The 22665-nt window shown below is 71.0% G+C and carries 21 protein-coding genes and 1 pseudogene; 7 read left to right on the top strand and 15 right to left on the bottom strand.

Annotated elements, in window-relative coordinates:
• The first annotated feature begins 177 nt into the window (after window positions 1-177).
• Window positions 178-1125, top strand: a complete 948-nt coding sequence (locus ACIO3R_RS19260; RefSeq protein ID WP_402106986.1) for a methionyl-tRNA formyltransferase — start codon at window positions 178-180, stop codon at window positions 1123-1125.
• Between the two features lie 253 nt (window positions 1126-1378).
• On the opposite strand, the gene ACIO3R_RS19255 is transcribed toward ACIO3R_RS19260, so the two are convergent.
• Window positions 1379-1735 (bottom strand): MerR family transcriptional regulator, encoded by a 357-nt coding sequence (locus ACIO3R_RS19255; protein ID WP_385031579.1) that lies wholly within the window; start codon window positions 1733-1735, stop codon window positions 1379-1381.
• A 246-nt stretch (window positions 1736-1981) separates the two neighbouring features.
• On the opposite strand from ACIO3R_RS19255, the gene ACIO3R_RS19250 reads away from it, so the two are divergent.
• Window positions 1982-2887: an NADP-dependent oxidoreductase gene (locus ACIO3R_RS19250; RefSeq protein ID WP_402106984.1), complete on the top strand. Its 906-nt coding sequence runs from the start codon at window positions 1982-1984 to the stop codon at window positions 2885-2887.
• 349 nt (window positions 2888-3236) lie between these two features.
• Here ACIO3R_RS19250 and ACIO3R_RS19245 read toward each other — a convergent pair whose 3' ends face one another.
• Window positions 3237-4244, bottom strand: coding sequence for a JmjC domain-containing protein (locus ACIO3R_RS19245; RefSeq protein ID WP_402106982.1), 1008 nt, complete (start codon window positions 4242-4244; stop codon window positions 3237-3239).
• A gap of 156 nt (window positions 4245-4400) precedes the next feature.
• Complete coding sequence (locus ACIO3R_RS19240) at window positions 4401-5525, bottom strand: cytochrome P450 (RefSeq protein ID WP_402106979.1); 1125 nt, start codon at window positions 5523-5525, stop codon at window positions 4401-4403.
• Between the two features lie 692 nt (window positions 5526-6217).
• Between ACIO3R_RS19240 and ACIO3R_RS19235 the strand changes: the two genes are divergently transcribed.
• Window positions 6218-6913, top strand: coding sequence for a hypothetical protein (locus tag ACIO3R_RS19235; protein WP_402106976.1), 696 nt, complete (start codon window positions 6218-6220; stop codon window positions 6911-6913).
• A 206-nt stretch (window positions 6914-7119) separates the two neighbouring features.
• On the top strand, window positions 7120-8184 hold the full coding sequence (locus ACIO3R_RS19230; RefSeq protein WP_385352133.1) for a biotin/lipoate A/B protein ligase family protein: 1065 nt from the start codon (window positions 7120-7122) through the stop codon (window positions 8182-8184).
• 42 nt (window positions 8185-8226) lie between these two features.
• Here the strand turns inward: ACIO3R_RS19230 and ACIO3R_RS19225 are convergent.
• The 4 genes and pseudogenes from ACIO3R_RS19225 to ACIO3R_RS19210 form a co-directional block, all read right to left on the bottom strand.
• Window positions 8227-8439 (bottom strand): annotated as a pseudogene (locus ACIO3R_RS19225) (response regulator transcription factor); the annotation flags it as partial.
• Entirely contained in the window at window positions 8378-8797 is a 420-nt protein-coding gene (locus tag ACIO3R_RS19220) for a hypothetical protein (protein WP_402106974.1), read from the bottom strand. The gene ACIO3R_RS19220 and the pseudogene ACIO3R_RS19225, both read right to left, overlap by 62 nt.
• A 65-nt stretch (window positions 8798-8862) precedes the next feature.
• Window positions 8863-10314, bottom strand: coding sequence for an amidase (locus ACIO3R_RS19215; protein ID WP_402106971.1), 1452 nt, complete (start codon window positions 10312-10314; stop codon window positions 8863-8865).
• Between the two features lie 202 nt (window positions 10315-10516).
• Window positions 10517-10879, bottom strand: a complete 363-nt coding sequence (locus tag ACIO3R_RS19210) for a hypothetical protein (protein ID WP_402106969.1) — start codon at window positions 10877-10879, stop codon at window positions 10517-10519.
• 199 nt (window positions 10880-11078) lie between these two features.
• Between ACIO3R_RS19210 and ACIO3R_RS19205 the strand changes: the two genes are divergently transcribed.
• Window positions 11079-11849 carry a hypothetical protein gene (locus tag ACIO3R_RS19205; RefSeq protein WP_402106967.1) on the top strand — a complete coding sequence of 257 codons (771 nt, stop codon included), beginning with the start codon at window positions 11079-11081 and terminating at the stop codon, window positions 11847-11849.
• On the opposite strand, the gene ACIO3R_RS19200 is transcribed toward ACIO3R_RS19205, so the two are convergent.
• From ACIO3R_RS19200 to hydA, 3 genes are all read right to left on the bottom strand, one after another.
• The gene (locus tag ACIO3R_RS19200) at window positions 11812-13362 is read right to left on the bottom strand and encodes an NCS1 family nucleobase:cation symporter-1 (protein WP_402106964.1); all 1551 of its coding nucleotides are present in this window, start codon (window positions 13360-13362) and stop codon (window positions 11812-11814) included. The genes ACIO3R_RS19205 and ACIO3R_RS19200 overlap by 38 nt on opposite strands.
• A gap of 73 nt (window positions 13363-13435) precedes the next feature.
• Window positions 13436-14437, bottom strand: coding sequence for a TIGR03842 family LLM class F420-dependent oxidoreductase (locus ACIO3R_RS19195; RefSeq protein ID WP_402106962.1), 1002 nt, complete (start codon window positions 14435-14437; stop codon window positions 13436-13438).
• 11 nt (window positions 14438-14448) lie between these two features.
• Window positions 14449-15849, bottom strand: a complete 1401-nt coding sequence (gene hydA, locus ACIO3R_RS19190; protein ID WP_402106959.1) for a dihydropyrimidinase — start codon at window positions 15847-15849, stop codon at window positions 14449-14451.
• 360 nt (window positions 15850-16209) lie between these two features.
• Here hydA and ACIO3R_RS19185 point away from each other — a divergent pair, with 360 nt between their 5' ends.
• Window positions 16210-17172, top strand: a complete 963-nt coding sequence (locus ACIO3R_RS19185; protein ID WP_402106957.1) for a hypothetical protein — start codon at window positions 16210-16212, stop codon at window positions 17170-17172.
• Window positions 17173-17267: 95 nt separating this feature from the next.
• Here ACIO3R_RS19185 and ACIO3R_RS19180 read toward each other — a convergent pair whose 3' ends face one another.
• From ACIO3R_RS19180 to ACIO3R_RS19160, 5 genes are all read right to left on the bottom strand, one after another.
• Window positions 17268-18551 (bottom strand): aspartate aminotransferase family protein, encoded by a 1284-nt coding sequence (locus ACIO3R_RS19180; RefSeq protein WP_385030864.1) that lies wholly within the window; start codon window positions 18549-18551, stop codon window positions 17268-17270.
• Window positions 18548-19390 (bottom strand): nitrilase-related carbon-nitrogen hydrolase, encoded by an 843-nt coding sequence (locus tag ACIO3R_RS19175; protein ID WP_385030861.1) that lies wholly within the window; start codon window positions 19388-19390, stop codon window positions 18548-18550. The genes ACIO3R_RS19180 and ACIO3R_RS19175 overlap by 4 nt, the downstream gene beginning before the upstream one ends.
• A gap of 190 nt (window positions 19391-19580) precedes the next feature.
• A complete protein-coding gene (locus ACIO3R_RS19170) occupies window positions 19581-20930 on the bottom strand; it encodes a hypothetical protein (protein ID WP_402106955.1) in 1350 nt (449 codons plus the stop codon).
• Between the two features lie 174 nt (window positions 20931-21104).
• Window positions 21105-21485 carry a PPOX class F420-dependent oxidoreductase gene (locus ACIO3R_RS19165; RefSeq protein WP_402106952.1) on the bottom strand — a complete coding sequence of 127 codons (381 nt, stop codon included), beginning with the start codon at window positions 21483-21485 and terminating at the stop codon, window positions 21105-21107.
• Between the two features lie 91 nt (window positions 21486-21576).
• The gene (locus tag ACIO3R_RS19160; RefSeq protein ID WP_385030847.1) at window positions 21577-21846 is read right to left on the bottom strand and encodes a helix-turn-helix domain-containing protein; all 270 of its coding nucleotides are present in this window, start codon (window positions 21844-21846) and stop codon (window positions 21577-21579) included.
• 41 nt (window positions 21847-21887) lie between these two features.
• Here ACIO3R_RS19160 and map point away from each other — a divergent pair, with 41 nt between their 5' ends.
• A complete protein-coding gene (gene map / locus ACIO3R_RS19155; protein ID WP_385030844.1) occupies window positions 21888-22655 on the top strand; it encodes a type I methionyl aminopeptidase in 768 nt (255 codons plus the stop codon).
• Window positions 22656-22665: the final 10 nt, after the last annotated feature.

Raw genomic sequence — 22665 nt, 5'->3', positions numbered from 1 at the left:
CGGCAGCCAGTCGAACTTAGGTAAAGCTAACCTGACTTCAACGACTCTGTCGACCAGACAAAACCGGACCAATGACCAAGTGCCCTACCTAACACCCGGGAAATCAGGGCCCGTTGCGTCATTAGGTAAGGCTTGCTTTACTTGGCGCGGATCAGTCGCTCACCTGAGGAGGAACCCATGCGGGTCGCCATGTTCGGTTACCAGACCTGGGGCCACCGCACGCTGCAAGCCCTCCTGGACTCCGAACACGACGTGGTGACGGTCGTGACGCATCCCAAGAGCGAGCACGCGTACGAGAAGATCTGGAGCGATTCGGTCGCGGACCTGGCCGAGGAGCACGGCGTCCCGGTGATCATCCGCAACCGGCCCGACGACGAGGAGCTGTTCCGGCTGCTCCAGGAGGCCGCCCCGGACATCATCGTCGCCAACAACTGGCGTACCTGGATCCCGCCGCGCATCTACGGCCTGCCCCCGCACGGCACCCTGAACGTCCATGACTCGCTGCTGCCCAAGTACGCCGGCTTCTCGCCGCTGATCTGGGCGCTGATCAACGGCGAGAGCGAGGTCGGCGTCACGGCCCACATGATGGACGAGGTGCTCGACGCCGGCGACATCGTCGACCAGCGCGCGGTGAAGGTGGAGCCCGCCGACACCTCCGTGGACCTGTTCCACAAGACCGTCGAGCTGATCGCCCCGGTCACCATCGGCGCGCTGGACCTGATCGCCTCCGGGCAGACCGAGTTCACCCGGCAGGACCGCTCGCAGGCGACGTTCTTCCACAAGCGCGCCGAAGAGGACATCCGCATCAACTGGGAATGGCCCGCCGACGCGCTGGAGCGACTGGTCCGCGCCCAGACGTCGCCGTACCCGAACGCCTTCACCTTCCACCGCGGCAAGCGGCTGGAGGTGATGTCCGCCGTCGTGTCCGAGGGCCGCTACGGCGGGACGCCCGGCCGCGTCTTCTACCGCGAGGGCGAGGGAGTCGTGATCGTCGCCGGCGCCGACGCGCGCACGGGCCTCAACCACGGCCTCGCCGTCACCCGGGTACGGACCGAGGACGGCCAGGAGCTGCCCGCGACCGAGTACTTCACCTCCATGGGCGGATACCTCACCACCCGCCCCTGAGCACCGGAAGCACCCGGCCGGCCCCGGACCGGCCGGGCTCCGGCGCACCCCGCCCAATCCGGGAAACGCGCTCTCCGCGCGAGCGGAGGTGAACCGGCCATGGGCCATGAGCCGCCCGCCGATGACCATGACGGGGTCGCGGTGCAGCGTCCGCGCGAGCGGATCGATCTGGAGGTCGGCCGTGGCCCCCGTGCCCGGCCAAAGCCCGGTTGATGCCGGACAGATCGGGGCCCCCACCCTCGCGACGGGTCGATCAGTCCTGCGCCACGTTCGCCGCGGTCACATTCTCGATCACGCGGCCGAGTTTGGTCTTGGCCCGGGTCAGGTCCTGGATGCGTGCGGCGATGCGGTCGCGTTCGACGGTGAGCTGGTCGAGCATGGCGGGGGTCGCGACGCCGGTGCTCACGCACGGCAGGAGTTCGACGACGGTACGGCTGGAGAGGCCGGCCGCGAAGAGGTCCTGGATGAGCTGGACCCGCTCCAGGGCTTCGTCGGGATAGTCACGCTGCCCACCGGGCGTCCGCGCCGATTCAAGAAGCCGCTGTTCCTCGTAGTAGCGCAGGGCCCGCACGCTGACCCCTGACCGCCTGGCGAGCTGTCCGATGCGCATGACGCAGGACACCCCCTCCCCGCTCATACCTCACGTTCACGTCAGGTTCAGGCTAGCAATACCGGCTCCGGGGGCAGCCATGGCCCCCACGCCCGCCCCCGCCCGCTCGGCCACCTCACCCATCCGCGCCTGCCCTCCTCCGGTCGGCGGCAGTTGTGGCTTGCACCTCACGTCAACGTCAGGTTCTAGAGTGACGAGCGTCGGATGAACTCGTCATTCCGGCCCGTCAAAGTGAGGCAGACCCTTATGCGCGCAGCCCGGTTCCACGAATACGGCGGAGTGGAGACCCTGGTGATCGAGCAGGCTCCCGACCCCCACCCCGGCCCCGGTGAAATCCGTGTCCGCGTCGCGGCGGCCGGCGTCAATCCCATCGACTGGAAGCTGCGCGCCGGCGCCCTGCACCAGCTGATTCCCCTGGAGCTGCCCGCCATTCCCGGGCGCGACGGCGCCGGTGTGGTCGACGAGATCGGCGACGGGGTGCAGGGCGTGAGCATCGGCGACCGTGTCTTCGGACTGGGCGGTGTCACCGGGGCGACCGCGGAGCTGCTCGTCCTCTCGGCCTGGGCGCACACCCCCGCCACGTGGAACGACGAGCAGGCCGCTGGTGCCGGTCTCGCGTCCGTGACCGCGATGGGTGGGCTGAACGCGCTCGGCTCCCTCGCGGGGCGCACCCTTCTCGTCGAGGGCGCCGCCGGAGGCGTGGGCAGCGCGGCGGTCGAGATCGCGGTGGCGCAAGGTGCCACGGTGATCGGGACAGCCAGTGAACGCAACCACGAGTTCCTCACCTCTCTCGGCGCCGTTCCCACCACCTACGGCCCCGGCCTCGCACAACGCCTCACCGCCCTCGCTCCGCACGGCGTCGACATCGTGCTCGACACCGCGGCCTCCGGCTCCCTGGACGACCTCGTCGCGATCACGGGTGACCCGAAGCGCGTCGCGACGGTCGCCGACCACGCGGGCGGGCAGCGCCTGGGCACGCATGTGGTCAACGCGGAGAACGACTCCACTCTCCTGTCCGCGGCGGCGGAACTGGGCGGGCAAGGCCGCTACACACCCCGCATCGAGCAGACCTACCCCCTGGAGCGGATCGCCGACGCCCACGCGCACGCCGAGCGCGGACGCACCCGAGGGAAGATCGTGATCCGCATCTGAACAGGCCGATCCGTAGCTGAACAGGCCCACGAGGGAGGTATCCCGCCAGGTGCGGGCCTGCGCGGCAGACCCGTAACGGTGCTCATGATCACGCAGAAGTGATCGCGAAACGGTGGAGCCTGGAGGACATGCGAGGACGCTGCCGCGGCCCCCACGGCACCGACTATGCAGCCTGACGCCACGTGAGGGTCAAGGGCCCCGCTCCCCGCGGCAAGAGCCGAACGCGGCGCGGCGGGACGCCGGCTCAGCCCCCCACCGCCATCGCGGTGACCGAAGTGGTCGGTGGAGGCCGACTGCGCGTGGAGGGCGACGGACGGGCCGGCAACGGCCCGGACGTCGTGGCTTCGCGTCAGTCCGCGGTGCGTGCCGCGCCGCGCAGTCTGCGCCACGTGCGTACGACGGACGTCAGCGCGGCGCGCTTGGCGCCGAGTGCGCCGGCCTCCCAGTCCCTGGCCGTCCCGGCGAATGTCTCCGCCCCTGCCGCCTCGACCAGTTGCCGTGACTGTGCCGCCCGTGCCGCGAGTCGCAGATCCGCTGGTTCGACCGTGGCGAGCTTCGCCGCAACATGGCTGAGCAGGGTGGCGCAGGCGTCTGCGATCGCGGCTTCCCCCAACGGGCGCTCAGGGACGTCCAGCCCTTCGGTCAAGCACCGTTCCAGGGCCGTCCGCAGGTCCTGGAGGGTGAGGTCGCGGATCGTCAGCGACAGGTGGGCGGAGAGGCCGGCTTCGCCCACCGCGCGGTGGGCGAAGCCGCGCGGGACATAGAGCACGTTGCCGGGATCGAGGACCCTGTGCAGGAGTTGGGGCGAGTGCTCGTCGTCCGGCAGCTCGCCCAACGACCAGTCCGCCGCCGTCGGCGCGCCGTGGACGTACCAGGTCTTGCGTCCGGCCACCTGGAGGGCGAACACGTCGGCGTCGTCACGGTGTATCGCGAGGCCCTGACCGTCTGCGGGCGTGACGAAGAAGAACGCCTCCACGCGCCGGTCGAGCTCCCCGGACAACCGCGTCACCAGATCGCCCGTGGGGCGGTGCCACTGGTCGACATGTCGCAGGAGCAGCGTCGCCCCGGCGCGCAGGAGTGCGACGACCTTCGCGCGGTCGGCAAAGCCGTGGTGCGTGGTGCCGTTGACCACGCGGGACGTGGTGTACGCATCGGCCGGGACGGTGACCTTGTTGGAGCGGACCATCTCCAGGTAGGGGGTGCGCAGCAGCCCTGAGTCGAAGGCGGCGTCCAACTCGTCGAGGTCGAACGGCGAGGCGAGTGTCTCCGGCGTGAAGACCGCGGGCTCGCGCTGCCACTGGTGGCTGGTGAAACTCGTGACGTCGCCGACCCAGTCGGCCAGCGTGGGCGATTCCATAGCGTTTCCTGTGGTGTCAGGGAGTTCGGTACGCGCGGGCCTGCGGCGTCCGCCCGGAACGAGGGCTGGAGCGGGCTCCCGGCGGGAGCGGGTCCTGCGCGGTGGCCGCACGGCCTTCGCCGGCATCGGTGGGCGGCGCCGGGGAGTGGTGCCGGGTCATGCCCCGGCTTCCACGTCGATCCGCACGGAGAGCAGGGAGCGCAGGGGGACGTGGGTCTCCTGCCGCAGGCCGCGAATGACGAGCCGGTTGTCGAGAGCGACGGTCAGCAGGCGTTCGGCGAGGGGGACGACCAGGTGCTTGGCCCAGCAGCGGGCACCGTCGAACCCGAACGGCATGAACGCGGGCGCCTTCTCGGGATCCGCCACCCCGGCCCATCGCTCGGGCCGGAAATCCAACGGATCGGACCAGTAATCCGGATGACGGTGCATCAGAAGGGGAAAGAGCGCGACGTTGTCCTCGGGGCGGATCTCGGGGTGCAGTCCGGCGTATGCCTCTCCGCCGGTTCGGTACAGCATCCACGCGGGCGGGAGCAGCCGCAGCGTCTCCCACAGAACGGCGGTGAGGTCGCCGCGGGCTTCCTCTTGTTCCCGCGCAGGCCCCAGGAGCCACAGCGCGTTTCCGGCCAGTGCGGCCACGCCGTCACAGAGGGTGGCTGTCGCTCGCCGGTACATGGCGATGGCCTGTCTGCGCTCTTGGGTGCCGGAAGCGCTGCGGATCTGCTCGGCCAACGCGGTTCGCTCGTGCCCGCCTTCGGTCTCCGGCCAGACGGTGATGGCGCGGTCGACGATCCGAGAGAGCGTGTGGGAGCGCGTGACGCGACGTTTCGACAGCAGGGAGACCGGCAGGGGGTCGGACGCGAAGAGCCACTGGCGCAGGTAGGAGGTGGCCGCGTAGGGCCAGGCACCGGCCAGCCCGCTTGCCGGAGGCGGCGGCCTGCGGATGCCCTCCATGACGTCCTGCCCCAGAGCGCGGATCGTCCGTGTCGCGCTGTCGTGGGGGATCTCGGCTCCCGCTGCGGGCTTGTAGACCGAGCGCTCCGTTGACAGAACAGGGCGCGCCGCGACGACTTCGGCCATCAGGTCACAGTCGGAAACGCCGACCGTGGTCGCGTCGATCCGGAACACCTTCTCGTCCCTGGACAGCAGGTCCTGAATCCGCGGGGCGTAGACGATGGAATGGCTGCGAACTTCCGCCGGTGCCGCTTCTTCCACGAGAATCGCACCTCCATTGAAAATGGAAATCGAATGGGCCCTCCGCCGCGTGTGGAGAATTCCAGACATTGAACGGGCGGGACCGTGCGTTGCGCTGCGGCCGGCCTGCGGCAGAACCCGATACGGCCTCGGCCGCCGCGGACCGCGAAAACCAGAGACACACCCAAGCGTTGGCGGGGGGAAACGACATGGCCGCTTCCCCCCGCCAACGAAAGGTGAACTAGATGACGTGCAGAACCCACGCGTGGTTGGCGAGGTCCTCGTCCTTCTTGAACTTCCTCACAAGCGCCTTGATCTTCTTCATGACTACTCCATTTCCTGGATTACGGACGCGATCGAAATCGCGCCCGTGCCATAATCGAAAGAGGCCGTCTTCCCCCACCGGGGGATTATTACCATTCCAGCCGGCGCTTACGTTCTCCTAACGTTTCACTAACGTTTCGCGCGGGCCGCCGCCGCTTTGACGCGGCGTCACCTCACTGGAACCAGCCCAACATCGCCCAGTCGATCGGGTACCGTTCAGCGCCCCGTCGCCCACCCGAGCGCGCCCGCACCGCCGCCGGGAGAACATACGTTTCTCGGTCAGAGGGCTCAGCTGTACACGAGAAGGTGGTCACACGTATTCGTGCCGTCGTGGAGCGGGTACGACCACCACGCGTACGTCACGCACAGCTACGGTTACGGCAACGGCAACGGCAACGGCAACGGCAACGGCAACGGGGAGATCTTGACGTGTGCAGTCTCAACGACGGTGGCCTGTGATGCGCACCGCCCTCCGCGTTCCCGTCGTGCTGATGGCTGTCGTCATCGGCGCGGCGGGAGCCGCCTCCTGCAGCCGGAGCGCCCCCGAAACGACGGCCTCCGAGCATCCGAGGGCCGCAGCGCCCAAGGCTGAGTCCGAGCCGTCCGGAACGCCGACCGCGCCGCCTGCAACCGAGCTGCCGAGGCACGCGGTAGCAGACGACGAACGGCCCAGCCTCAGTCCGGGGAACACCATGTCCGCCGGGTACACCGGGAAGGACTTTCTCGCCCGGCTCGCGAAGGACTGGAAGCTGAAGCTGGACAAGCCCGTCGATCAGGAAATGCCCGACGGGAAGAAGAGAACGTACATCCACGGGCGCGGCGGAAGCGGAATGATGGTTTCGGCCGGATTCGCCGACCACGAGGACATGTCGTCTCTTGTGTGCAGAATCAGCATGAATCAGTCCGACGCTCTCGGCCTCCTCGCGGCCTGCACCAAGCTGGACGTGGCGGGAATCGACCACGGCAAGGCGTCTTCATGGCTCGAACAGGCCAAGAAGGAAACCGACTCCTTGTACAAGAAGAAGGTTGCCGAGACCAAGAACAAGAAGGAGTACGTCGTCAGCGGAGTATTCGCCTCGGGGCCCGTGGTGATGGTTCTGCACCGGGCGTACGACACGTACTCGCTGCGCATCCTGGGAGACGCGGCGGCATAGCAGACGAATGATCGGACGCGAAGGGCCCTGCCGACGACGGCAGGGCCCTTCGCCCCGCAAGCAAGGGGCCTCTACCGGAGCTGTCCGAAACTGTCCGACGGACCATCCGCGAGGCTCCGCAGCCGCTCGTCACGAGCAGGCACTAAAGTGCGATGCGAGGTATGTGCGCGGCTGTCCCGTGCCGCGCACCGGAAAGGAACGAAGCCGTGCATGGAGAATACAAGGTGCCCGGCGGCAAGCTTGTCGTCGTGGACCTGGACGCCGACGAAGGCGTACTGCGCAACGTGCGCGTCGCCGGGGACTTCTTCCTGGAACCCGACGAGGCGATCCTCGCGATGGACAGGGCCCTGGAAGGTGCCCCGTCCTCGACGGACGCCGCAGGCCTGGCAGCCCGGATCACGGCGGGGCTGCCGGAGTCGACCGTCATGCTCGGGCTGACCGCGGAGGGCGTCGGCATCGCTGTACGGCGAGCGCTGGCCCACGCAAGCGAGTGGAACGACTACGACTGGCAGTTGGTGCACACGGAGGCACAGGCCCCGGCCCTGCACATGGCACTGGACGAGGTCCTCACCACCGAGGTGGCCGCCGGGCGGCGGCCTCCCACGCTGCGGGTCTGGGAATGGGCCTCGCCTGCTGTGGTCATCGGCAGCTTCCAGTCACTGCGCAACGAGGTGGACCCCGAGGGCGCGGCGAAGCACGGAATGACCGTGGTGCGCCGCATTTCTGGCGGTGGGGCCATGTTCGTCGAGCCCACGAGCACCATCACGTACTCCCTGTCCGTACCGGAATCGCTGGTCTCCGGGCTCTCCTTCGCCGACAGCTACGCCTACCTCGACGACTGGGTGCTGGGCGCCCTCGGCGACATGGGCATCAAGGCCTGGTACCAGCCGATCAACGACATCGCGACCGAGGCCGGAAAGATCGCCGGCGCGGCTCAGAAGCGGATCGTCGGTGCTGACGGTGGCCCTGGAGCCGTCCTGCATCACGTGACGATGTCGTACGACATCGACGCGGACAAGATGCTGGAGGTGCTGCGGATCGGCAAGGAGAAGCTCTCCGACAAGGGCACCAAGAGCGCCAAGAAGCGCGTCGACCCGCTCCGCCGCCAGACCGGCCTCGCCCGGGAACAGGTGATCGAGAACATGATCGCCTCCTTCCGCAACCGCTACGGGCTGACCACCGGCGACGTCACAGCGGAGGAGATGGCACGGGCGGAGGAGCTGGTGCGGACGAAGTTCGCCACCGAGGAGTGGACCGCCCGGGTGCCGTAGCCGGGCCCCGGCCGCTCCTCGGAAACGGCCCGCCGGCCCCGCTCAGCGTCTCGGTTCGCGAGGGGAGACGAGCCCTGACTCGTATGCGAACACGACGAGTTGGGCGCGGTCGCGGGCGCCCAGCTTGATCATGGCGCGGCTGATGTGCGTCTTGGCCGTGAACGGGCTGATCACCATGTGCGCGGCTATCTCCTCATTCGTCAGGCCTCGGGCGGCGAGGGCGCTGACCTCGCGTTCCCTGCGGGTCGGGGTCTCGAATCCGCCTCGGTGCGGCGTCCAGGGTGCCGCCGAGCGCCGTGACGCGTTCGCGCATACCGGTGAGGCCGGTGCCCGCCGTGACTGCGTCGCCCGGCACGCAGGGGCCGTGGTCGTCGATGGACACGGTCAGGGCCCGTTCCCCGTAGGCGAGTTGGACGGTGGTGCGGGCCCGGTCGGCGTGCCGGGCGACATTGGTGACCACGCAGCGCAAGGAGCACGCGTGAACGCCGCCGAAGCAGGGAACGGACCGGTCGGTGAGCGCCGAGCCGCACACCCAGCCGGACCGCTGCGACGCGATGCCGGCGGCCTTCGACGGACCGCTGTTCGACGCGACGCGGGCGGCAACGGCCCGCACTCTGCTGCCGCACGAGGACCCGTGCGGGGCTCTGGGTGGTCGGCGCCCGCCGCCCGGAGTGACGCCTACGGCGCGGCGGGCGGCCGGTGTTCGTACCAGCGGCGGTCGGCCTCCAGCTGGGCGGCCAGCGAGATCAGCCGTTCCTCACTGCGGGACGGGCCGAGCAGCTGGGCGCCCACGGGCAGGCCGTCGGAGGTGAACCCGGCGGGGACGTTGATCCCTGGCCAGCCCAGTACGTTCCAGGGCCAGGCGTACGGGCAGGCCTCGGCGATCGCCACATCGGTGCGCCAGGCGCTCAGCCCGTCGAAGCTGCCGATCCGGGGTGGCGGGAGGGCGGTGGTCGGGGTGAGCAGCACGTCGAACCCCGAGCCGGCCCGGCCGCGGGAGGGGTGGAACAGCGCGCCGATCCGGCGGTGCTGGCGCACCTCGCGCTCCCTGGCCGCCCGCACCACCCGGCCGCCGAGCCGGGTGCCGGTGCGCAGGGCGCTGCGGGTGCGCGCGTCCAGGAGCGCGGGCTGCGGGTGCAGCGCGGCGAGTTCGGCGATGCCCGCGGTGGCGCGGGGCACGAAGCCCAGGCCGATCAGCCCGTAGCGGGGCCGGGCCTCCTCTACGTGGTGGCCGAGTGCGGCCAGGGCCTCCGCGAGCGCGGCGACGGCGCGTCGTACCTCCGGGTGGGGCGCGGTCCGCGTGAGGGTGAGCGGGGGCCGCCAGGCGACGGCGATGCGCAGCCGTCCCGGGTCGCGGAGTGCGGCGGTTCGGGCCTCGACGGGCGGCGGGCGGTGCGGGTCGTCGGGGTGCGCGCCCGCGACGGCGTCCAGGAGCAGGGCGGCGTCGCCGACGGTCCTGGCCAGCGGCCCGTTGACGGTGAGGCCCTGGAAGGCGTCGCTGTGGGGGTGGACGGAGATCCGGCCGCGCTGCGGTTTGATGCCGACGAGGTGCGTCCAGGCCGCCGGGATGCGGACGGACCCGGCGCCGTCGGAGCCGAGCGCGGCGGGCACCAGCCCGGCGGCGACGGCGGCCGCCGAACCGCCGGACGACCCGCCGGGGGTGTGGTCGGTGTTCCATGGGTTGCGGGTGGCACCGAAGGCCGGACCTTCGGTGAACGGCCACTGGCCCAGTTCGCAGGAGTTGGTCTTCCCGACGATGACGGCTCCGGCGGCACGCAGTCTGCGTACGGCCTCGCTGTCGGCGGTGGCGGCGGGCCGCTCCCCCGCGCAGCCGAAGTAGGTGGGCATCCCGGCGACATCGGTGTCGTCCTTGACCGCGACGGGCACACCCAGCAACGGCAGCCGCTCCCCCGCGGCCAGTCGGCGGTCGGCCTCGGCCGCCTCCGCGAGTGCGGCCTCGGCCCGCAGGTGCCGGAAGGCGTTGAGGGTGCCCTGACTCGCCTCGATCCGGGCGAGGGCGGCGGAGACCAGCTGGGTGGCGGTGGTACGGCCGTCCGCCAGGGCCCGTGCGCTGTCGGCCAGTCCGGCCGGAGCCGCCACGTCCGTTCCGATGGATTCCGTTGAGGACATCTGCTGCCCGCCTCCCTCGTACCGTCAGGTGCGCGCACCTGTCCGCCCGAACGAACTTACTGGAGGGTAACGAGTCGGGGCGGTCCGCTCAACCGTGCGGCGGGGAGTGTCGGGTGCCGCTCCGGGAACAGGCGGGGCCGCGGAAGCACTCGCGTACCTCACGCGGCCCCACGGCTCCACGAGCCCAGGGAGCCTTCCGGCCTTACGGCTGGACCGTGATCTCGCCGATTCCGGTGCCGAGGCCCGCGCAGTGCGCGGTCGACTGGCCGGACTGGCCCGGGTTGAGCGTGACGTGCTCGCCGTCGACGTCCGGGGACCAGCCGCAGACCAGGTGTACCCAGAAGGTCTGCGTCGCGCCTCCGTTGTTCCGGCACAGTGCGTAACCGGTGTAGTCGTCGACCGCGTGCTTGCCCGCGTCACAGGACAGACCCGGTGGCGTCGCCGTCGGGGCGGCGGCCGAGGCCGCCGTCGCCGGGCCGGCGATGACCGCGAACGCCGTGGTCAGGCCGGCGACAGCGGCGCCCCGCAGCACGGCCGCGGACAGGCTCCGCATGGTGTTCCTCATGATTCCCTCTCGGTCGTGACGAACCGGGTGCCCTGGCACCCGTCCCCCCACCCACTAACCGAAAACGCCATCGGGCGTCACGCTGTGCACCCGTCCGGTGGCCGTCCGTCCGCCGGGCGGCCGCCCCTGCCCCGGCGTACGCTCGGAAGATCGGACCGCAGACCTGAACAGCCCCGCCATGACCCTTCGAGGAGGCGACGTGACCGGTCCACACCTCGGCACACGTTCAGCCGCATGGACCGCGGCGATCGTGCTCACCATCACCGGCAGCGGCCTTGTCGGCGGCGTGGCGCGGGCGGACGACATCGGCGATCTCACCGCGCAGCAGATCGCCGACCGCGCCCGCGACGCCCTGCTCGACGCGCACTCCCTGCACCTCAGCACCCGCGGGGACCTCGGCCGGGACAGTACGCCGATGTCCCTGGACCTCACCCTGGACCGGAGCGGCAACTGCGACGGCTCGGTGGACCTCGGCAACAGCCAGGGCTCGGTGCGGCTCGTCAAGCGCGGCAACGACGTCTGGGTCAAACCGGACGCGGACTTCTGGAAGAACCAGGTCCCCGACGGCGGCTCGGCCTTCGCCGCGATCCTGAACGGCCGCTGGATGAGGGCCTCCGCCACCGACCCCCGGCTGCTCACGCTGACGAAGGACTGCGACCTCGACACCTTCCAGCAGTTGGTCAGCGACAACGCGGACAACGACGCCGGCACGCTCAACAAGGCCGCGCCGACCACTCTCGGCACGGCGTCCGTGATACCGCTGACCAGGATGCGGCACAACATGACGCTGGTCCTGTACGTGGCGGCCACCGGGAAGCCGTACCCCCTGCGGCTCACCCTTCAGGGCGACGGGGCGGACGCGACCGTGAACTTCTCCGGATTCGACAAGCCGGTGCCCACGTCCACGCCGCCGCCGGACGAGTCGTTCGACATCAACGCCCTGCTGGGCCGTTCGACGGGGACGGCGTGACGCCGGGCCGGCCGGTGAGCACCACGTACAGCACCAGCGACGAGGCCAGCCCCACCGCCCAGCCGTAGTCGGCGAGGGGTTTCAGGAACGGGATCAGCCCACCGGCCGGGAACGGTCCCTTTCCGGGCTCCGAGTGGGAGCCGCCGATCGCCAGGACGCCGCCGACAGCGAAGGCGGTGACGGCCCGCCAGTTCCAGCCGTTGGTGTACCAGTAGCGGCCGCCGGGCCGGTAGAGGTCGGCGAGGTCGAGCACGGTGCGCCGGACGATCCAGTAGTCGGCGATCAGGATGCCGGCGACCGTACCCAGCAGCCCGCCGACGAGACCGAGCCAGGTGAAGATGTACAGCTCGGGCGTCTCGGTGAGCTTCCACGGCATGATCAGCACACCGACGACGCCGGTGACGAGCGCGCCGGTACGGAAGTTGATGAACTTCGGCGCGAGGTTCGCCAGGTCGTACGCGGGTGACACCACGTTCGCCGCGATGTTCACGGAGATGGTCGCGATGAGCACCGTCACCAGGGCGTAGAGCAGCCCGAAGACGTTGTCGGTGCGGGCGACCAGCTGGACCGGGTCCCAGATCGCCTCGCCGTACACGGCCTGCGAGCCGGAGGTCACCAGCACCGAGAGCAGGGCGAAGAGCGTCATCGTGGTGGGCAGACCGAACGACTGGCCCCGGATCTGGGCGCGTTGGCCCGCGCCGAAGCGGGTGAAGTCGGGGATGTTCAGCGAGAGCGTCGCCCAGAAGGCGATCATGCCCATCAGGGAAGGGAAGAAGACCGGCCAGAAGTCCTTGCCCCAGCCGAGCTTCGAGGGCTGGTCGAGCAGGGGTCCGAAGCCGCCCGCCTTGACGGCGACCCAGACCAGCAGCACCACCGCGCCCACGATGACGAACGGCGCCGCCCAGTTCTCGAACCGGCGCAGGGCGTCCATCCCCCGGTAGATGATGGCGAGTTCGACGGCCCAGAACACCGCGAAGCAGAGCCAGAGCGTCCACGGCTGCCCGCCGATCTCGGACGCCTTCGCCCAGCCGCCGAAGATCTTCCCGAGCAGGGTGAAAATGCCGACGCCGCCGATCCACGTCTGGATGCCGAACCAGGCACACGCCACCGCGGCCCTGATCAGCGCCGGCAGATTGGCGCCGCGCAGCCCGAACGAGGCACGGGCCAGCACCGGGAACGGGATGCCGTACTTGGGTCCGGCGTGCCCGGTGAGCAGCATCGGGCCGAGGACGATCAGGTTGGCGAGCGCGATGGTGAAGACGGCCTGTTTCCAGTCCATGCCGAGGGCGACGAGGCCGGAGGCCAGCAGCCAGGACGGGATGTTGTGGGCCATGCCGACCCAGAGCGCGGCGAAGTTGTACGTCGTCCAGTCGCGCCGCTCCAACGGGACGGGCAGCAGGTCGTCGTTGACGAACCGGTTGTCGGTGGGGACGGTGCCCGGGGCGAGTTCGATACGGCCGGGGGCCTCGGATATCCGGTCCTGCGGTGGTGGCGGTGGGACGGTCGATGTCATGACGGCTGGACCCTTCGCTCGGAATCGGTGCCGTGCGGGGCGGGGCGCGGGGTGGGTACGACCGCGAGAGCGGTCAGTCGGAGAGGGCGGGGATGATCTCGGCGCCGTAGGCGTCGATGGTGGCCTCGCGGGCGTCGTGCATGTTGTAGACGGCGAACTGGTCGACGCCCAGGTCGCGCAGGGCCCGGAGCTTCTCGATGTGCGCCGCCGGCGGTCCCAGCAGGCAGAACCGGTCGACGATCTCGTCCGGTACGAAGGTCGTGTCGGGGTTTCCGGCCCGGCCGTGGTGGCTGTAGTCGTAGCCCGAGCGTCCGGCGATGTACGCGGTCAGCGCCTCGGGGACGAGACCGGAGTGCTCGCCGTAGCGGGTGACCAGGTCGGCCACGTGGTTGCCGACCATGCCGCCGAACCAGCGGCACTGCTCGCGGGCGTGGTCGAGGTCGTCGCCTACGTAGGCGGGGGCGGCGACGCAGATGGTGACGGAGTCCGGGTCGCGGCCCGCCTCGGCCGCCGCGTCCCGTACCGCTTTGATCATCCATTCGGTGAGGAAGGGGTCGGCGAGCTGGAGGATGAAGCCGTCGGCCTTCTGCCCGGCGAGTGCCAGGGCCTTGGGACCGTAGGCGCCCATCCAGACGGGCAGCTTGCCGTCCTTGATCCAGGGGATCTGGACCGGCTGTCCGTCGATGACCGCCTCGCGTCCCTCGGCGAGGTCGCGGATGACGTCCATCGCCTCGCCGAGCCTGGCCAGGGTGTTGGGGCGGCGGCCGGCCACCCGCATCGCGGAGTCGCCGCGTCCGATGCCGCAGACCGTCCGGTTGCCGTACATGTCGTTGAGGGTGGCGAACGTGGAGGCGGTGACCTCCCAGGTGCGGGTGGAGGGGTTGGTGACCATGGGCCCGACCACGAGGCGTTCGGTGTGTTCGAGGATGCGGCTGTAGATGACGAAGGGTTCCTGCCAGAGCACCGCCGAGTCGAAGGTCCAGCCGTAGCGGAAGCCGTTGCGCTCGGCGCGGCGCATCAGGCCGACGACGGCGGAGGCGGGCGGGTCGGTCTGCAGGACGAGTCCGAAGTCCATGCCAGATGCTCCTAGTCCAGGTACTGACAGGTGGCGCGCGGGGTGTACATGCCGTGGCCGGCACGGCCGGTGAACGTACGGCGGTCGATGACGACCTCACCGCGCGAGAGCACGGTCTCCACCTGTCCGGTGAGCCGCTTTCCCTCGTACGCCGAGTAGTCGACGTTCATGTGGTGGGTCTCGGCGGAGATGGTCTGCTCTGCGGCCGGGTCGTAGATGACGATGTCGGCGTCGGCGCCCGGGGCGATGGTGCCCTTCTTCGGGTAGAGGCCGAACATCCGGGCCGGCGAGGCGCAGGCGATCTCGATCCACCGGCGGCGGGAGAGGTGGCCGTCGACGACCGCCTGGTGCAGCAGGTCCATCCGGTTCTCCACGCCCGGCATTCCGTTGGGGATCTTCGAGAAGTCGCCGCGGCCCATCTCCTTCTGCCCGGAGAAGCAGAAGGGGCAGTGGTCGGTGGAGACGACCTGGAGCTCGTTGTTCCGCAGGCCCCGCCACAGCGAATCCTGGTGCTCCCTGGGCCGCAGCGGTGTGGAGCAGACGTACTTGGCGCCCTCGAAGTCCGGCTCGGCGAGGTTGTCGGTGGAGAGGAAGAGGTACTGCGGGCAGGTCTCCCCGAAGACGGGAAGCCCCTTGTGGCGGGCCGCCGCGATCTCGGCGACGGCCTCGTCGGCGGAGACGTGCACCACGTACAGCGGGGCGCCGGCGACGCGGGCGAGCTGGATGGCGCGGTGGGTGGCCTCGGCCTCCAGCGCCACCTTCCGGACGTCTCCGTGATAACGCGGATCGGTGCGGCCCTCGGCGAGCGCCTGCTCGACGAGGACGTCGATGGCGATGCCGTTCTCCGCGTGCATCATGATCAGGCCGCCGTTGGACTCGGCCCGTTGCATGGCCCGCAGGATCTGGCCGTCGTCGCTGTAGAAGACGCCGGGGTAGGCCATGAACAGCTTGAAGGAGGTGACCCCCTCCGCCACCAGCAGGTCCATCTCCTTGAGCGAGGAGGCGTTCACGTCGGCGAGGATCATGTGGAACGCGTAGTCGATGGCGCAGTTGCCGTCCGCCTTCGCGTACCAGGCGTCGAGCCCCTCGCGCAGCGAGCGCCCCACGGACTGGATCGCGAAGTCGACGATCGTGGTGGTGCCGCCCCAGGCCGCCGCCCGGGTCCCGGTCTCGAAGGTGTCCGCGGCGAAGGTGCCGCCGAACGGCATCTCCATGTGGGTGTGCGCGTCGACGCCGCCCGGGATGACGTATTTGCCGGTGGCGTCGATGGTCCGGTCTGCGGTCCAGCTCGCTGCGGCGTCGGTGCCGTGCGCGGCGAGTGCGGCGATGCGGCCGCCCTCGACGAGTACGTCGGCATGGATCTCGTCGGATGCGGTGATGACGAGGCCGCCGTGGATGACGGTGCGGCTCATGTACCCCTCCTCACTGTGGCGGACTGGGTCTACGCACGTAGACCAGTGCGTGGTGAAGAACGTAGAAGTGGGTTACCCACTGTGGCAATACCGCTGCGGCTAACCGCTGAAGACGTTTCCGTTTCACCTGTCCGGCACTCCACCGGCCCAGCACGCGGCCCACTGCCCGGCACGGCGCGACCGTGCGGGTGCGGCCTCGGGCCGGGTCGTATACGCCGGTGGGCCGGGCGGCCGGCGGGCGCACCGGCCGACGCGCCCCGCCCCGGACGGGCGAGTGCCGCGAGTCCGTGCGGGGGAACCCTCCGGACGGCGAACGGCGGTCCTCCCCGGACCCGGGGTGCGGCCGCCTAGCTTCGCCCCATGATCAGAAACGCAGTCATCGCCTCGGTCGTCCTGTGCGCGTCGTTCGCCACCTCTCCCCCGGCGGTCTCTCCCCCGGTCACCGGGGCGGCCGGCCCGTCCGACGGCTGGCAGCGGGTCGGCTCCGGCAGCCTGGGCGGGGTGAGCGGCATGGCGACGGCCGAAGGTGCGCCCGTGGGCGACGGCCTGGCCGATGCCGTCGTCGTACGGGGCAACACCGGGGCCCGCGAGTCCAGGGTGGCGACGGTACGTCTGCGGCCCGGCCAGGGCCCGGTGGTCAGGGAACTCCCGTGGTTCGGCGCGCTCCCCGCCGGTCTGGAGGCGCTCGACGCGGTGCCCGGCGCCCCCGGGCACTACATCGCCGTGACGGGCAGCGGCGACGCCTTCCACATCGTGGTGGAGCACGGCCGGGCGACGGTCGAGGGCGACCCCGTGGCGCTGCCGGGCCGGCGCGACGGCGACGCCTACGAGGGCTTCGCGCTGCACCGGGACCGCTCGGGCAGGACCTTCGCGGTGTGGGCGACGCGGGGCGGCGGCGAACGGCCGGCCGTCGTGCGCGCCTCCTCTGTGCGCATCGGCGCGTACGGCCCGTACTTCGGCACCGTCAGCGCGCGGCAGGAGTTCGCCGTGCCGTTCCCCGAGCAGGAGGAGGTACGGCACATCAGCGACCTGAAGGTCCTCGACGACGGCACCGTCATGGCCTCGTCGGCCTCGGACCCCGGCGTGGACGACGGGCCGTTCACCTCCGCCGTCTACGACGCCGGCCGGCTCACCGTCAACGTGGCCCATGACGCGGTGCTGCGCCTGAAGCCGAAGCACGAACTGGTCCCGCTGGCCCTCTTCACCGAGCGGGACGACCGGAAGATCGACGCCATCGCCTTCCTGCCCGGCCGACGCGCCGTCTGGGGCACCGACGACGAGAAGAACGGGGGCTCCGTGAAGTTCGACCGCGTCGGACGGTAGCCCGACGGGCGGAGTCGGCCCCGTCCGGCCGCGGCGGGAGCGCCGCACCGGCGGCGCCCCCTCGCCGTTACCGGGAGCGCCGCACCGCCGCGGGCTCACCCCGCCGCTTGCAGCGCGTCGGCGAGGATCGCCGCACCCTCCTCCGCCTCCGGGATGGAGAGCGAGAGAGGCGGGGCGATCCGCAGGACGCTGGTGTTGTGGCCGCCGCCCTTGCCGAGGAGGAGCCCGCCCTCACGGGCCGCCTCCAGGACGGCCGAGGCCGCTTCGGGGTTCGCCTCGTCCGTACCCGGCTTCACCAGCTCGATCCCGATCATCAGGCCCCGGCCGCGCACCTCCCGGACGCACTCCGAGCCGGCGGTGATCGCCCGCAGCCGCTCGATGAGCAGTCCGCCGACCCGGCGGGCACTGCCCTGGAGATCGTGTTCGAGGAGGTACGAGAGGTTGGCGAGGCCGGCGGCCATGGTGACCGGCGAACCGCCGAACGTCGAGATGGAGTTGGCGTCCAGGCAGTTCATGACGTCGGCACGGGCGATGACGCCCCCGACCGACATGCCGTTGCCGATCCCCTTGGCGAAGGTGACGATGTCCGGCGGGCCGCTGCCCCCGTGCGCCTGCCAGCCCCAGAAGTGCTCGCCGGTACGCCCCCAGCCGGTCTGCACCTCGTCGGAGATCCACAGGATGCCGTGCCGGTCCAGGACTTCGCGGAACGCCGCGTACAGCCCGTCGGGCGGTGAGGTGAACCCGCCGACGCCCTGGATGGGTTCGGCGATCAGCGCGGCGGCGTCCCGGGTGTGGCCGAGCAGATCCTCCAGGTCCGCCACGCAGGCAGCGATGAACTCCCCGTCGCCCAGGTGCGCGTACGGTCCGCGGGTGCGGACGCCCCCGTGCACGTACAGCGTCTGGAGCGGTGACAGGCCGGTGGGCGACCACGCGTGGTTGCCGGTGACGGAGACCGCGGAGAAGGACCGGCCGTGGTAGCTGTTGCGCATCGCGAGGATCTGGTTCGACCCGCGGTACGCGGTTGCCAGCAGGAGCGCCGTGTCGTTCGCCTCGGTACCCGAGGTGGTGAAGAAGACCCGGGCGTCCGGGATGCCGGAGAGGGTGACGACGCGCTCGGCGAGCTCGACCATCGGCCGGTTCAGGTAGAGCGTGGAGGAGTGGATGATCCGTCCGGCCTGCTCGGTGACGGCCTTGGTGACCTCGGGCAGCGCGTGGGCGGTCATGGTGGTGAGGATGCCGCCGAAGAAGTCGAGGTAGCGGTTGCCGTCCGCGTCCCAGACGTGGCGGCCCTCACCGTGGGTGATCTCCAGCGGGTGCCGGTAGTAGAGCGCCATCCAGTCGGGGCTGACGGCGAGATGGCGGTGGTGCAGGCTGCTCACGGCTCCACCAGTCCCTCGTACGCGTCGGGCCGGCGGTCCCGGTAGAACGCCCACTGCTGGCGGACCTCGTCGATGAGCCCGAAGTCAAGGTCGCGGACGAGGAGTTCCTCGGCCTTGTCACTGGCCACGTCCCCGACGAACTGACCGCGCGGGTCGACGAAGTAGCTGGTGCCGTAGAAGTCGTTGTCGCCGTACTCCTCCTGGCCGACCCGGTTGATCGCGGCGATGAAGTACTCGTTGGCGACGGCGGACGCCGGCTGTTCCAGCTGCCAGAGGTAGCCGGAGAGGCCACGCGAGGTCGCCGACGGGTTGTACACCAACTGGGCTCCGTTGAGACCGAGTTGACGCCACCCTTCGGGGAAGTGCCGGTCGTAGCAGATATAGACGCCGATCTTGCCCACCGCCGTGTCGAAGACCGGCCAGCCGGCGTTTCCGGGCTTGAAGTAGTACTTCTCCCAGAATCCCTTGACCTGCGGGATGTGGTGCTTTCGGTACTTGCCGAGATACGAGCCGTCGGCGTCGATCACGGCGGCGGTGTTGTAGTAGAAGCCGGACTGCTCGACCTCGAAGACCGGGACGACGATCACCATGCCGGTCTCCCGGGCCAGTTCCCGCATCCGCTGCACGGTCGGGCCCTCCGGCACGGCCTCGGCCCAGCGGTAGTGCTCGGGGTCCTGTACCTGGCAGAAGTAGGGGGCGTTGAACACCTCCTGGAAGCCGATGATCCCCGCCCCCTGCCGGGCGGCCTCGCGGGCGTGCTCCTCATGCTTGGCGATCATGGATTCGGTGTCGCCGGTCCAGGTCGCCTGGACGAGTGCGGCGCGTACGACGTGGGACATGAGCTGCTCCTTCGACGCGGCGTCAGAGAGCCTCTTGGCATTTTCTACGCCCGTAGACACGTGCGTAGAGGAGAACGTAAGCCCCGCCACACAGCGGGGCAAGACCATCGCCGTGAACCAGCGGAGTCGATCATGTTTCGCACCCGTGCGGTCCAGCCCGGGAAGCGGGGACGGTGGGCGGGTCCCGGTGCTACCCGATCCCCGCCACCCGCAGCGCGTGCACCACGTCCCGCTCCCGCGCCTCGGACACCCCGCGGGCCGCCGCCAGCAGTTGCGGTACGAGATGGCGCGGATCGCCCTCCGCGATCCTGGCCGCGTCCTGCGGGCTCCGGACCCGGACGAAGGCGCCGAGCAGCGCCTGTGCCTGGGGGCCCCGGCCGGCCCGGTCGAGCGCGACCACGGCATCGGCGATCTCCGCGGCGGGCCGCGCCACCCCTTGGCGCAGCAGCCGGCCGCTGTCCTCCGGCCGCCCCGCCCCGGCCAGCGCGGCGGCCGCTGCCGCGAGGGCGGCCGGGGACAGCGAGGAGAGCTCCCACAGCAGCGTGCCCCAGTCCGCGTCGAGCCCCGCCCGCTGGAATTCCGCCGCCAGCACCGGCAACCGGTCCGCGGGCAGCCCGGCCGCCTCGCAGAGCACCCCGTGCGCCTCCCCGCTGCGGCCCTCCGTCCGCAGCCGGAGCAGGGCCGCGACGGTGTCCCGGGCCGACTTCAGCGCCGCGGGGTCCGGAGCGGCGGCCCGCGCGGCGTGGCCCTCGTCCCCGCCCGGTGCGCCGCCGAACCGGGCGCCGCGCGGCGCGGCGGCCGTCACCGGCGGCACGGGCAGGAGGGGCGCCACGGACACCGGGCTCTCGTCGTCCACGTCCAGCCCGGCGAACCGGGCGCCCCGCGGCCTTCTGCGCACGGGCGGGGCGGGAGCGGGGTCCGGGTCGGGCATGGAGAGGCCGGGCGGGACAGGGGCGGGCTCGGCGGGCTCAGCCGGCCCCGGTACGGCTTCGTGGGCGGCGTCCCACCCCGCCCGCGCGTCGCGGCCGGGAGCCCCGGCCACCGGCTCCGTCTCGTCGCGGAACCACCCCCCGGGCGCCGCCACCGCCGCGAGCCTCCGGCGCAGCTCCGTGCAGCGGGCCGAGGCGCGTTCGTGGTCGTCGCGGGCCCAGGCGGCCGACTCGGCGTCCAGCGCGCCCGCCTCGTCTCCCGCATGGGCCGCACGCAGCCGCTGGGCGGCGTGCGCCCGCTCCCGCAGCATCAGTTGCAGGCGCTCCACGAGCTGCTGCCGTCCGCCGGGGCGGCGGTCGTGGGCCGCGGCCGAGGCGGCGTAGAGCTCGGCCGCGCGTACCGACTCCAGCTCGGCGAACACGGTGCCGCGCGCCGTCGCGAGATCCGAGAGGAGCGACTCCATCACGTCCCAGGGCGGGATCTCCGCGCCCTCCAGACAGGCCCGCATCCCTTCCGGATCGCGTCTGTGGAAGACCCCGTACCAGCCCCGCGCGGGATCGAGCAGCTGCGTCAGGTAGCGCAGGTAGCGTGCGAACTCGCTTATGGACACCGCATGTTGATGCACCGTCACCGTCGCCCTCGGCCGCCGTCGGCTGGAACCTTCCAGTCCGCAGGCATTCGACCGCAGGTGTGTTACGGGACGGCTACGCGCTCTTTTCGGCCTTGGTGCGAGCGGCGCACGAGCTCGGCGGCGCGCGCCCCCGGCGGGACGGGCGTCCGGGGCTCAGAAGGTGACGGCGATCCCGGTGTGCGGCCGCTTGCCGAGCCGGACGATCATCGCCGGATAGTCCAGCAGCCAGTACTTCCAGGTGTACTTGCGGCTGATGGCCCGGCGCACGGCGCTGGTGCCCTCGGCGTCGAGGAGCCGGCCGGTCCCCTCGGCGCTCGCGGCGCCCTGCGCGATCCGGCCGCGGGCATCACAGACGGTGACGAGGACGCGGCTGTCGTTGCGCAGCCGCTTGACCTTCCACGAATCGGTCTTGGTCCAGATGAGCAGCTCGTCCCCGTCGACGGCCGCCCAGACCGGTGTGGCCACGGGCGTGCCGTTCTTCCGGTACGTGGTGAGGCTGACGTACTCGCTTCGGGCGAACTCCTGGAGGCTCATGGCGCCACCCTACGCACCGCAAGGGCGCGGCCCGCGGCACGGCCCGCTCGCACGGGAGCGGCCCGCTCCCACCTCACCCCTTCCGCTCCGGCTACCCGGCCAGCGGCACGACGTCCGGCTCCGGGGCGCAGCGCGTGAGCAGCTCGTCCATCGAGAGGCCGAGCGCGCCGGCCAGTGCCGCGACGGTGAAGAAGGCGGGGGTGGGGGCACGGCCGGTCTCGATCTTGCGCAGCGTCTCGGCCGAGATTCCGGCGCTGCGGGCGATGTCGACCATGCTGCGGCGGCCGCGCGCCTCGCGGAGCAGGCGGCCGAGCCGCTCGCCTCGCAGGTGCTCTTCTGGGGTCAGGGGCGTTCGTACCATGCCGTCATTCTAATACCGCTTGAACCGGTATAGTAATTGGCATGGTGCAACTCAAGACAGACTCATCCATCGAAGCCATGCGCGAGGCCGGCCGGGTCGTCGCGCAGATACTGGCGGCCACCCGGGACGCGGCGGCGGTCGGCGTCTCACTGCGGGAACTCGACGAGGTGGCCCGCGGCGTCCTGCGCGAGGCGGGCGCCGGGTCACCGTTCCTCAACTACCGGCCGGACTTCGCCCCGGTCCCGTTCCCCGGCGTGATCTGCACGTCGGTCAACGACGCGGTCGTGCACGGAATCCCGACGGACCTGCGGCTGCGCGACGGCGATCTGGTGAGCATCGACGCGGGCGCGAAGCTCGGCGGCTGGGTCGGGGACTCGGCGATCAGCTTCACCGTCGGCCGCGCCCGGCCCGCGGACACCCTGCTGGTCGAGACGGCGTTCGCGGCGCTGGAGGCGGGCATCGCGGCGGCCGTCGTCGGCAACCGGATCGGTGACATCGCGCACGCGATCGGCCGGGTCTGCCGTACGGCCGGCTACGGCATCCTGGAGGGGTTCGGCGGCCACGGCGTGGGCCGGTCCATGCACGAGGACCCGGGCGTCCCCAACGAGGGACGACCGGGTCGCGGGATGCCGTTGCGGCACGGAATGGTGCTGGCGATCGAACCGATGCTGCTCGGTGGCGGCCTGGACACGTTCGACACCGACCGGGACGGCTGGACGCTGCGCACGACCGACGGCAGCAGGGCCGCCCACGCCGAGCACACGGTGGCGATCACGGACGACGGCCCCAGGATCCTGACCGCGCTGTGACAGCCACCGC

This window comes from Streptomyces sp. NPDC087428 (genome assembly GCF_044744085.1).
Taxonomy (GTDB): Bacteria; Actinomycetota; Actinomycetes; order Streptomycetales; family Streptomycetaceae; genus Streptomyces.
Note: the sequence above shows the minus strand (reverse complement) of the source record. Positions and strands in the feature narration are given on the sequence as shown.